At 37.3% G+C, this 11,423-nt stretch carries 11 protein-coding genes; 2 read left to right on the top strand and 9 right to left on the bottom strand.

The window, feature by feature from the left end:
- Positions 1-187 precede the first annotated feature (187 nt).
- Positions 188-898, bottom strand: a complete 711-nt coding sequence (locus EJF36_RS01010; RefSeq protein WP_125904601.1) for an FAD-dependent oxidoreductase — start codon at positions 896-898, stop codon at positions 188-190.
- A gap of 17 nt (positions 899-915) precedes the next feature.
- A complete protein-coding gene (locus tag EJF36_RS01005; RefSeq protein ID WP_125904600.1) occupies positions 916-1,770 on the bottom strand; it encodes an SDR family oxidoreductase in 855 nt (284 codons plus the stop codon).
- Positions 1,771-2,190: 420 nt separating this feature from the next.
- Here EJF36_RS01005 and EJF36_RS01000 point away from each other — a divergent pair, with 420 nt between their 5' ends.
- On the top strand, positions 2,191-2,496 hold the full coding sequence (locus EJF36_RS01000; RefSeq protein ID WP_125904599.1) for a hypothetical protein: 306 nt from the start codon (positions 2,191-2,193) through the stop codon (positions 2,494-2,496).
- Between the two features lie 61 nt (positions 2,497-2,557).
- Here EJF36_RS01000 and glmS read toward each other — a convergent pair whose 3' ends face one another.
- From glmS to sigW, 6 genes are all read right to left on the bottom strand, one after another.
- Positions 2,558-4,360: a glutamine--fructose-6-phosphate transaminase (isomerizing) gene (glmS, locus tag EJF36_RS00995; RefSeq protein ID WP_125904598.1), complete on the bottom strand. Its 1,803-nt coding sequence runs from the start codon at positions 4,358-4,360 to the stop codon at positions 2,558-2,560.
- A gap of 503 nt (positions 4,361-4,863) precedes the next feature.
- Positions 4,864-6,210, bottom strand: a complete 1,347-nt coding sequence (gene glmM, locus EJF36_RS00990) for a phosphoglucosamine mutase (protein ID WP_125904597.1) — start codon at positions 6,208-6,210, stop codon at positions 4,864-4,866.
- A 43-nt stretch (positions 6,211-6,253) separates the two neighbouring features.
- Positions 6,254-7,480, bottom strand: coding sequence for a CdaR family protein (locus EJF36_RS00985; RefSeq protein ID WP_125904596.1), 1,227 nt, complete (start codon positions 7,478-7,480; stop codon positions 6,254-6,256).
- Complete coding sequence (cdaA, locus tag EJF36_RS00980; protein ID WP_125904595.1) at positions 7,473-8,294, bottom strand: diadenylate cyclase CdaA; 822 nt, start codon at positions 8,292-8,294, stop codon at positions 7,473-7,475. Before cdaA ends, EJF36_RS00985 begins: the two co-directional genes overlap by 8 nt.
- A 525-nt stretch (positions 8,295-8,819) precedes the next feature.
- On the bottom strand, positions 8,820-9,437 hold the full coding sequence (locus EJF36_RS00975) for an anti-sigma factor family protein (RefSeq protein WP_125904594.1): 618 nt from the start codon (positions 9,435-9,437) through the stop codon (positions 8,820-8,822).
- 15 nt (positions 9,438-9,452) lie between these two features.
- Entirely contained in the window at positions 9,453-10,016 is a 564-nt protein-coding gene (gene sigW, locus EJF36_RS00970; protein ID WP_125904593.1) for an RNA polymerase sigma factor SigW, read from the bottom strand.
- Between the two features lie 151 nt (positions 10,017-10,167).
- Here sigW and EJF36_RS22050 point away from each other — a divergent pair, with 151 nt between their 5' ends.
- On the top strand, positions 10,168-10,341 hold the full coding sequence (locus EJF36_RS22050) for a Spo0E family sporulation regulatory protein-aspartic acid phosphatase (protein WP_395940608.1): 174 nt from the start codon (positions 10,168-10,170) through the stop codon (positions 10,339-10,341).
- Between the two features lie 63 nt (positions 10,342-10,404).
- Here EJF36_RS22050 and rocF read toward each other — a convergent pair whose 3' ends face one another.
- A complete protein-coding gene (gene rocF, locus EJF36_RS00960; RefSeq protein WP_125904591.1) occupies positions 10,405-11,310 on the bottom strand; it encodes an arginase in 906 nt (301 codons plus the stop codon).
- Positions 11,311-11,423 lie beyond the last annotated feature (113 nt).

Raw genomic sequence — 11,423 nt, 5'->3', positions numbered from 1 at the left:
GAACCAAAACGTAACACAATATTCTTTTAAAAGGAGATTACAAAGTCATATTTGATTCTTTTTTTAGGGGACAGTCAACATGTTTACTTATAAAATTTATTTACGCTTTTAATAGCTTACAATTGGCTGGGGTGAATCGAGAAAAGACGGATTTGATGCGTCACGATTTGATTTCCCAACAAGTTCGCTAATTACTTAAACCGATAAAAGCATCCTTTTTTATATTCTTTTTTAAAATATCCTGTTTCTTCATATAACTAGAAACAGCATCTACCATAGATTTTGAGCCCGCCACAAAGTACTTCGATTGATTTCTAGACTGTGCTATATATATATCTATCTCTTTATATAATTCATCTCTATTTTGTAAGTATTTCACATTAAGTAGAGGATTATCTGCCATTTTGTCTAATTCATCTTTATATACATATAAACCATTGCTATCAACAAAGAGCAATGTGACTTGTTGTCTCCATTCGCTTGAGGCTTCCACTTCTTTAAATATCGCTCTAAACGGTGTAATGCCAATTCCACCAGCTATAAGTAATATAGGAGCCTGCTCAGCTAAATACATAGGTCCCACCGGCCCTCGCATACTAATTTTCATGCCTTGTTTCAGCTCTAACATTGCTTGCTTGAATTCACTCGGGTTTTCACCAATTCCCATCGTAATTTTAACAACATTCTCCGCTGGAGTAGATGCCACACTAAACGGTCTAGTCGGCTTTTTTATAGATTTATGAGTAATAGTGAAAATACCATGTTGACCAGATTTCCAGTTTAGATCTTTTTCTTTTTCAAAAACAAAAGTATATACCCCTTCTATTTCTTGATAGCTTTCTAAAAGTGTTAATTCTCTCTTTTTAAAAATTGGTGAAATATCCTGAAAAAATCCCATGTATATTCATCCCCTTTTTATATGAATCTAATCAAATTTCCCTTAGCGAACTCCTCAAAAGATCGCGGCTCTCTCCCTGTTAAGTTAAAAAAGTCCGTCGTCACTTCTTTTGCTGTTCCCATTCTTGTCATAAAATACAGTGCTACCGTTACATTCACATATCCTTTATCTAAGCCTCTATTTTTAATATAATGCTTTCTGTACTTTAAAAATCCTGGTTTAGCATACGTTATTTGTCTACCCGTGACTTTACTGAGTATAGACGCTATTTGATAGTAATCTAAAGCCTCTGGTCCCGTAATAGTATGGGCTGTATTTTTGTATGACTCAGCATCATGTAGGAGCGTCGCTGTAGCTAAGCCGATATCCGCTGCATCTATGAAACTTGTTTTACTATTTCCTGCTGGAATAAATATTTTATTCATTTCTTTTATTTCAACCGAATGAATACCTGACACATTTTGCATAAAAAAACCTGGCCGAACATGAGCATAAGGAATGCCCAACCCTTCTATATATTTTTCAATCTTATGATGAGGAGGAATAGTATTATTTTCCACTCCCATTAACGATAAAAAGGATACTAGCTTAATATTGGATGACTTCATCGCATCAATGAAAGGATACAAGTCTTCAGGTTTTCCGAGGTGAGGTGGTCTCATTAGAAAAACTCGGTCGACCCCCTGAAGTGCACCATTAAAGGTGTCATTCTTCGTAAAATCAAAATGAACAACATCCACTCTTCCCTTGAACATTTCGTTTAGTTTATCGATATCTATTCCAGCTACAACTACTTGTTCACCCTTATTCAACAACTCTTCTGTTACATATCGACCAACATTACCAGACGCACCCGTCACTAAAATCTTCATCTTAATCCCTCATTTACTATATTATTTGCTATAGTTCCATATATATCTCATTTGTTGCTGTTAGTAATCTAATTAGACCAGTCTATATAATTAATGCAATAAATGTCTCCGTTCACTCCATGGGAGACGTAAGCTTTAGTACATGTATGTGTGAAACTTGATTATCTTAACATAATATACCAATCGGTCTATATAATAATACTATAAGGCAATCAATAATTTGTCAATTACATTAATTTAACGTTTAGCTAATTGAGGCCTTTTAGATTACTAAGTTATATGTCTTATTAGCTTACGATTAATTGGTCAGGCCCGGGAGTAAATCGTTCACATGTCAAAGACTATTGCATCCTGTCACTCTATGTTTAAAATAAATGTATATAGATAAATATAGGTATAGTCAGGAAAGGAAAGATATGTATGATTAAAAACGCGGATGTTATTGAAAGGTTAAGTTCACTTATTGGTAAAGAACTTACTAGTGAAACCTTACATGAGACATTATTTTGTGAGAATAAACACTTTAAAATACGACGTCGTTTTCATGTTGGCACGCATTCATATATTCAATATAAAATTAAAGAGCAGCAACAACAAACCGATACACAACTAGTTGCTGACATTCTTATTTCAGGTAACCCTAACACTTTTCGAGTAGGGGTAGACGAAAAGAATGGACAGCTTTTCATTAATTCAGAGCCAAGAGTCTCATACACATACTTATAACAAGACTCATATACAACATAAAAAGCACGGCCACAGCCATGCTTTTTATGTACATCATATATTATTCTACTGTTACACTCTTCGCTAAGTTACGTGGCTTATCTACGTCACAGCCACGGTGTAAAGCAGCGTAGTAAGATATTAATTGTAATGGTACAACTGATACAAGAGGTGTTAATGCTGGATGAACTTCTGGTAATACGTAACGGTCATCCTCTTCCTCTAAACCTTTTAGCGCAATCACACACGGATTCGCACCACGTGCTGCTACTTCTTTCACGTTACCACGAATACTTAAGTTTACGTGTTCCACTGTAGCTAATGCAATAACTGGTGTACCTTTTTCAATTAAAGCGATTGTACCATGCTTTAACTCTCCTCCAGCAAAGCCTTCTGCTTGAATGTAAGAGATCTCTTTAAGCTTCAATGAGCCTTCTAGGCCTACATAATAATCTACAGCACGACCAATAAAGAAGCAGTTTCGTGTCGTAGATAAATATTCACGAGCTATTTGTTCCATTTCTTCTTTTGCGTCTACAAGTGTTTCCATACTGTTTGCAACGATACCTAATTCTTTTACAAGGTCAAATTCAACCGTTAATCCACGTGATTCAGCTGTGACCGCTGCTAAAATAGCTAAAACCGCAATTTGTGCTGTATAAGCCTTTGTTGATGCAACAGCGATTTCAGGTCCAGCATGTAATAATAACGTATAATCAGCCTCACGAGAAAGTGTAGAGCCAGGTACATTTGTGATTGTTAGTGCTTTATAACCTAACTCTTTCACTTGTACAAGCACTGAACGACTATCCGCTGTTTCTCCACTTTGTGAGATAAAAATAAACAGTGGATTTTTGCTTAGAATTGGCATGTTATATGAGAATTCACTAGCTACATGCACTTCTACAGGAATACTTGCGACCTTTTCAATTAATTGCTTACCTACAAGCCCAGCATGATAACTCGTACCTGCTGCTACGATATAGATGCGATCTGCATCATTCATAGCATCAAGAATATCTTGCTCAATCGTTAAAGTCCCGTTATCATCTTGATATTTTTGTACAAGGCGACGAATAACTAATGGCTGTTCATCGATTTCTTTTAACATATAGTGTGGGTATGTGCCTTTTTCAATATCACTTGCATCTAATTCAGCTGTGTAAGGTGCACGTTCCATGACCTCACCTTGAAGATTTTTAATAGTAACTTCTTGCTTTGAAACAAGAACCATTTCTTTATCCATTAATTCAACGTACTGATCTGTCACCTGTAGCATGGCCATAGCATCACTAGCCACAACGTTAAAGTTATCTCCTAACCCAACTAAAAGTGGGCTTTTGTTTTTCCCAACATAGATAACATCCTTGTTTTGCTCATCCAATAAAGCAATAGCGTATGAACCTTTTAGTTCTGCTAACGTGCCACGGAATGCTTCCTCTACGGTTAGACCAGTATCTACTTTTTTCTCAATTAGTTGCACGATTACTTCTGTATCTGTGTCACTTTTTAACGTAACACCTTGTAGATGCTCACGAATAAGCTGGCTGTAGTTTTCTATAACACCATTGTGAACAAGAGTAAAACGTGCTGACGTACTTTGATGTGGATGCGCATTTACTCGAGATGGTTCACCATGAGTAGCCCATCTTGTATGACCAATCCCAACAGGAGCCTGTACAGATTCATCTACTGTTTCACGTAAAATAGCGATACGACCTTTTTCTTTAAAAACATGGGCACCCGATTCATTTAAAACTGCAATCCCCGCTGAGTCATAGCCTCTATACTCAAGCTTCTCTAAGCCCTTTAGTAAAATTTCCTTTGCATCTTGTTGTCCAATATATCCTACAATTCCGCACATATTAAATTTCCTCCTAATATATAGGGGGACAGGAAACCAAGGGGCTTCAACTGCCCCACACTAGTTTGATAGTCGTGGTCTATTGTTACACTCGTTTGTGCAAAGGGTTGCCCCTATGTTTTCGAGTAAACTTACGGTCGTGACCTACATGTCAACCGGGAGGCATCCGCCGAATTCTCGATAAACCTCCACCTCGTCAGCTGAACTTTATATCGTCCGGTCGTTCAGCTCTGGCGCTTTTAAAAGTCAGTTGCTTAGTTGTTCTACCCTCCTGTCTATCTATTAAAATATCACGCTTAATAATACACTAGAGTGAATCATTTCGTCAATTTCATTTTTTTTACATTACACTTTTACTTTATGTTTAATTGGGCTTTGTTGTGCTTGATTATGAAAAATGTGCGTATGGCTAGTCTGCTTTTTGGGTATTTATTAGCCAGCATCTCTTTACCAATATATAAAAAGTCACCTTGAACATACTTCAAGGTGACTTTTTACGTATTCTACTCTATACCTAACTCTGCACGAACAACTTCAGAAATACGAGTGACATAATCATGACACTTCTCCTCTGTAGGAGCTTCAACCATAACGCGAACAAGTGGCTCAGTACCTGATGGACGAACAAGTACACGACCATCGCCATTCATCTCTTGTTCAACTTTTTCAATCATCGCTTTAACAACAGCATTCTCTGTTACAGCATGTTTATCACTAACTCGAATATTTACCAACTCTTGTGGAAACTTAACAACTTCACTTGCAAGCTGAGATAACGTTTTTTCTGTTACCTTCAAAATATTAACAAGCTGAAGCCCCGTTAACAATCCATCGCCTGTTGTATTGTATTCAAGGAAAATAATATGTCCAGATTGCTCGCCACCTAAATTAAAGCCACCACGTCTCATTTCCTCTACAACATAACGATCTCCGACCTTCGTTTTGTCACTCTTTATACCTACTTCATTTAGAGCTTTATAAAAACCAAGGTTACTCATAATAGTGGAAACAACCGTGTTATGCTTTAAGCGTCCTTGCTCGTTCATGTATTTTGCACAAATATACATGATTTTGTCGCCATCAACAATTTCACCGTTCTCATCAATGGCAATAAGGCGGTCACCATCACCATCAAAAGATAAACCTATATCCGCACCTTTTTCTTTTACAAAAGCTGCTAACGTTTCAGGATGTGTTGAACCTACACCATCATTAATATTAATTCCGTTTGGTGTTGATCCGATCGTTGAGATATCGGCATCTAAATCAGCAAACAAATGAGCTGCTAGTGAGCTTGTTGCCCCATTTGCGCAGTCTAATGCAACGTGTAAGCCCGTAAACTCTTCTTCTACCGTTTGCTTTAAGAATTGTAGATATTTTTGTCCGCCTTCAAAATAGTCGTTTACCTGGCCTAATTCGGCACCTACAGGACGTGGCAGAGTATCTGTTTCTTGATCAATTAACGCTTCTATTTCTTCTTCCTGTGCATCAGAAAGCTTAAATCCATCTGGTCCAAAGAACTTAATACCATTATCTGCAACTGGATTATGTGAGGCAGATATCATTACACCCGCTTCAGCGCCTAATGCTTTTGTTAAATACGCTACACCGGGTGTAGAAATAACGCCCAATCTCATTACCTCTGCTCCAATAGATAAAAGTCCTGCTACTAGAGCGCCTTCAAGCATATGACCTGAAATACGCGTGTCACGCCCGATCAAAACCTTTGGACGTTGCTTATCCTTTGTTAAAACATAACCGCCGTAGCGACCGATTTTGAATGCCAGCTCTGGGGTTAATTCACTATTTGCCACCCCACGAACGCCATCTGTACCAAAATACTTACCCATTCCAATCGCTCCTTTTTTCTTAGGGAAGATCCATAATTTTTTCTTAAGGTGTAATTTCTACAATAACTGTGTCTTGTGGTAACTCCCAAGATACATTCGGCGGACTGTTAACTTCCACTTTTACTTCATTTTCGCCCGCATTTAAGTCTTCAACATTTATATATAATTCAAAATCTGTTGAACTAACGCCTTCCACAATACTTATGGCACCTGTGAACGTTATGTCCATAAATCCATTGTTAGGATTTAAAAAGTCAATAGCCGCTCCTTCAGGTAAACCAATTACTTTTATAGGCAATGCTAGGAAGGTTTTTTCTACCTCTTCTTCAACATCAATAAAAACTTGTATTGTTTCTGGCTCCAGCTTTTCTACACCATTAGGAAGTTCAACTGGGATATCAACGGTTGTGTCTTCATTTACTTGAGACACATCAACTTCAACGACTAAATCTTGTATTCGTTCAAGCGCATTTTGCGGCCCAAAGATTCTGATTTCCGATATAACTGGTTGTAGCTGTAATATTGTATATCCTTCTGCTACTTCTCCTGCTTGCTCAACACTAAGCGGGATGAGCTTATTAGGACTAATAACTGGAACTGTCACATCTACGACGTTAGGTTCTATTGTCACGTTAAGTACGTTTCCTGCGACGTCATATGCTTTTACTATTGCTTCCTGTTCAAATGTTGCCGCTACCCCTTCTAGGTTCACATTGGCGCGGACATACGATATGCTGTCAACTTCTTCTTTAGCACCGGTGATAGTAACAGAGCTCGGCTTAACAATAGCTTCATCCGTTGTATAACCATCTTTTATTTTATCAGCATTCACTTGTTCGATAGCAACGTTCATCTCACGAGTAACCTTTTCTTGTATCGTAACAGTGACCTCGGCAGGAATAACATCAACAGTGATTTTGTCAGATATATCTCTGTATGATAATTCAACAATATGTGTGCCTAATGCTAAGTCTGTTAAATCGGCCAATACTGTAAAATCCTTTTGCACCGCTTCTTGTGTAATAATACTTTTGGGTCCTTTTAAAGTAACTTTAACATTAGGTGGAATTCCTGATACAACTAAATTTTCCTGATCATAAAACACTTGTACAGGTACATCAGCAACAGTCACTAAGTCACTAGATGTTGTTGGGAATTCAGCCGTATCTTTACTATTTTTTAATTCAATATTAACAGTAGTGTATAGCATCAAGGCTAAAAGTAGGGCGACAATCTTCATAATCCAATGACTATTCATGAATTTATCCATGATTTTTCCCCCTCCATTGCCAACGTGTAGAGGAAGTGGTTTTAGACTTTAGTTGTAGCTCTTGGAGTAAAATACCTCCAAATTCTTTTTTGTCAACATCTCGTAATAACTCACCATTTTTTGTGAGTGAAATTGCACCAGTTTCCTCTGATACTACTATAGTAATGGCATCTGTTTGTTCACTTATGCCTAAAGCAGCACGATGTCGGGTTCCTAGCTCCTTTGAAATAAAAGGAGACTCAGACAACGGCAAATAACAACCTGCTGCTGCAATCGTATTTTTTTGGACAATGACAGCCCCATCGTGTAAAGGGGTATTTGGTATAAAAATATTGATTAGCAACTCTTTTGTAGCCTTTGCATGTAAGGCTATACCTGTTTCAATATAGTCACCCATACCAGTCTCTCGCTCTAATGTAATTAGAGCTCCGATACGACGTTTGGCCATATATTCTACAGCACCTGAAATCGCATCAACCACATCCGTTAAATTCTCATCTTCAGGTGACGTTGATCGTTGAAATAATTTCCCACGTCCTAATTGTTCTAGGGCTCGTCTCAATTCAGGCTGAAAAATAATAATAATTGCTAGAAATCCCCATGTAATTGCTTGATCCATAAGCCATTGAAGTGTATCCAGGCCAATAAGATCACTTACAATTCTTACTACTATAATTACCGTAATACCTTTTAAAAGCTGGACAGCCTTAGTACCTTTAATCACCATAATTAAACGGTAAATGACATACCAAACGAGGAGTATATCCAAGATATTTACGAGATAATAAAATATATTTTGTTCTTCTCCCGGCATACGCACACTTCCTCCATTCCAGCCTATCCAACATAGAAAAGTACAAGTCAGTCGTTGTGCTTGAGAATATTAACTCATTTCCTCATGCTCTCACATTGTGTAAGAGGCAACAAGCAGATGACGGGCTCCGTCTAAGACTATAAAAGCCGCAACTTAATATGTCTCTTTGTTAGTTTGCGTTTTACGGCTTCCCCAAGCAAATGCATGAGCCAACAACCTCAAATTACTTGCCTATAACTTGCCAACTCATCTAGGTTAAAAAATATACTTAAAATTTCTATGTATTTATTCATTATATTATATATTATGGTTAACTACTGTATTATATCATATCTTTTCCTAATCCCCTGTGTCTATCATATTTTTCATCATATATTAATAATAGCGCTTAATTATCCTGTTGCTAGGGAGGGTTGGTGGACTTGGTCAACTATCGACTAAACCAAAACCAAGAAGAAAGCTATTTGAAATTATATCAATTTACTTTCTTACAAGAAAAAAGTGCTACTCATAGCGGTAGCACTTTTACTCAAATACTTTTACAACATCAACTGTTGTCTTCTTCATATGATACCAAAGCCATTCAAACATCTTATTTACTTCTTCGATGTTGCCTGTCACGCGTCCAGCTGAGGCCATGTACTGTTCACCGTTAATAATAGTCACGTCTCCTTGAACTTCACCTTCTATGCGAATGTTACCATTCTTAACAACAATATCACCTGTAACAACTTTTCCTTCTGGAACAATTACAGTATCATTTTCGATTACTAGATTGGGTTGCTTAGATACTGAAAATTGTTGATCCTCCGTCCAATAGGAAAACATACTTCCCATCATTAAAATGAAAAATACTGCTGCGGCACTTAATAGTGGATGCACCTGAAGCCAGCGCGTAACGCGAACTCTCTTCTTCTCTTTCGGCAATTTTTTCATAACATTTGCTGTGAAGTCAATTGACGGCTGGACATTTGTTAAGCTTTTCATAAGTGCTACTGCTTTGTTTAGTTCATGAAAATGTGTCTGACACGCTTCACATGCTTGTAAATGGTGACGTAGCACCTTTTCTTCTTCCGCTGTAATATCATTATCTAGATAGTCATGCATAAGCATAATCATGTCTTCGGCCGTATTACATTTCATTCACGCTCACCTCAATCATACATTTCTTAATAATCCCCGTAAAGCTTCACGGCCACGGTGTATTCTTGTTTTGACGGTGCCAATAGGTAAATCTAAAATGTCACTTATCTCTTTCAAGGACAATTCCTCGATGTATTTTAAAACGATGACTGATTTATATTTTTCAGGTAATCTCATAATAGCATCCTCAACAGTCTGTTTCAGTTCTATTTGCTCTACCTCTTCCTCTGGTCCATCATCATTAGTAGCGATTTGCGAGTATAGATTTAACCCTTCTGTTCCATCTACTTCAGCATCTAAATAGAAGTCCGGTTTCTTCTTCCGAAGCCTATCAATAGAGAGATTTGTTGCTATTCGATATAGCCATGTTGAGAACTTGTGATTCATATTATAACTGTTAATATTAACATAAGCACGTACAAAAGCTTCTTGTGCGATATCTTCAGCTTCGTGACGATTCCCAAGCATCCGATAACATATATAGAACACTTTATCCTTATACATTTCAACGATGTCAGCAAAAGCCTCTTGATCGCCTTTGATGACTTGCTTGACTCTTTTCTTCACAACTGCGTCCATATTTATAAACCTCCGCTCATGCGGCTCATATTTGTTTACGTTTCATCTTCATAAAATGTTTCATTTTTATCAACTTTATTTTATCAAATAATTTACATTATGTTTAAAAAATTTTTTATTTGGGTAATTACTTTGCAAGGAGGCGGTTAAACTGAGAGAAAAACAGCAACTTCAGCAATCAATTGAAGATTATCGTCAAATATTAATGAAGAAAGCTAGACAAACTCCTACTATTACCCAGGAAGTAATAGAAATAAGTCAATTACTAGATAAATTAATAGCAGATTACCAATATCTCATGGTTAAGCACCAAAAAATCTCTTAAACACATTGTTTTTAATGAATTTCACATATAAAAGGAGCTTGGTACCCAAGCTCCTTTTTACTTTTACAATAATTTCTCTCCAAAAAGTGAACCCATTAATGCAACAGCTACCGTTGCTGTCTTATTTTTATCATCTAAAATAGGATTAACCTCTACGAATTCTGCTGATGTAATCATATCCGCTTCATACAGCATCTCCATTGCTAAATGACTTTCTCTGTAACTAATCCCTCCAATAACAGGTGTACCTACACCTGGCGCATCATGTGGATCGAGACCATCTAAATCGAGAGAAAGATGTACTCCATCGCAACGATCTTTCAAGTATTTTATGGATTCCTCCATTACTTTAGCCATACCGAGCCTATCAATTTCATGCATAGTATATACACGTATTCCTTTTTCCTTCAGTAGCATACGTTCGCCTTCATCTAAGCTTCTTGCACCTATTAAAACAATATTCTCAGGCTTCACCTTCGGATTGTAGTTATGTATGTTTACTAATGAATCATGACCCATTCCTAAGCTAACAGCTAATGGCATACCGTGAATGTTACCAGTTGGTGATGTATCCGCTGTGTTCAAATCTCCATGAGCATCGTACCAAATAACACCTAAATTTTCGTAATGCTTTGCAACGCCTGCAAGTGTACCAATCGCAATACTGTGGTCGCCTCCAAAGACTAACGGGAATCGCTTCTCTGCAATAACTTGATCTACCTGCGTAGCAAGCTTTTCGTTTGCATCTATAACTGCTTTCAGATTACGTAAACTGTCATGTGGTGTTGTTGAGGATACTCTTTCAGGTCTACCTATCTCAATATCACCTAAATCATCGATTTCATAATTTAAATTTTCCAACCTCTGAACAACACCTGCGTAACGAATCGCGCTTGGTCCCATATCCACACCACGTCGCATTTGTCCTAAGTCCATCGGTACCCCAATTATTGAAACATTTTTATTCATGATGAAACGCCTCCCCTATTATAGTACCTCTATTGTAGCGGTTTATAAGGGTATGACTCAACTTCACAAGATAATGAATAATCATGCATACATACTTTTTACTTACTTAACTC

The sequence above is a fragment of the Bacillus sp. HMF5848 genome (assembly GCF_003944835.1).
GTDB lineage: Bacteria > Bacillota > Bacilli > Bacillales > HMF5848 > HMF5848.
The sequence above is the reverse complement of the archived record's forward strand: the minus strand, read 5'-3'. Positions and strand labels throughout refer to the sequence as shown.